The organism is Candidatus Cardinium sp. cBcalN2, assembly GCF_022810445.1.
Lineage (GTDB): Bacteria > Bacteroidota > Bacteroidia > Cytophagales > Amoebophilaceae > Cardinium.
Genome location: NZ_JAACGD010000258.1, coordinates 1 through 309, shown reverse-complemented (window position 1 = coordinate 309; position 309 = coordinate 1). Strand labels below are relative to the sequence as shown.

Here is a 309-nt window from a genome sequence, read left to right as displayed (position 1 = left end):
TCTTTCTTTCTTTCTTTCTTAGCATGTATACAATCAGAAGATTGGTGCTGATTGCTATTTTCTTACAGTCTGGTAGTCTCTGTGAATATGATATTCTGTTACCTTCGCTCGCTACCTTCAAGTGTCACGCTTCTGGTTGACCAATCTTCTTCTCATCAACAAATTGTCACTTCTTTCTTTCTCTCTTCTCTGCATCTCTAATTTCCCATCTTTTACTCGATTCTGAAATTCATATCGAATTGCCATCACTTTCTTTCTCTTTTGGTGGAGCGTATCAATAGGAGGAGAAAAAGAAGAAGAAGAAGAAGA

General features: G+C 37.2%; 1 protein-coding gene. It reads right to left on the bottom strand.

Going from position 1 to position 309, the window contains the following annotated elements; genetic code table 11:
• Positions 1 to 117 precede the first annotated feature (117 nt).
• Positions 118 to 309: hypothetical protein (locus MUW74_RS04390; protein ID WP_243553128.1), on the bottom strand; the 192-nt coding region annotated here is incomplete at its 5' end.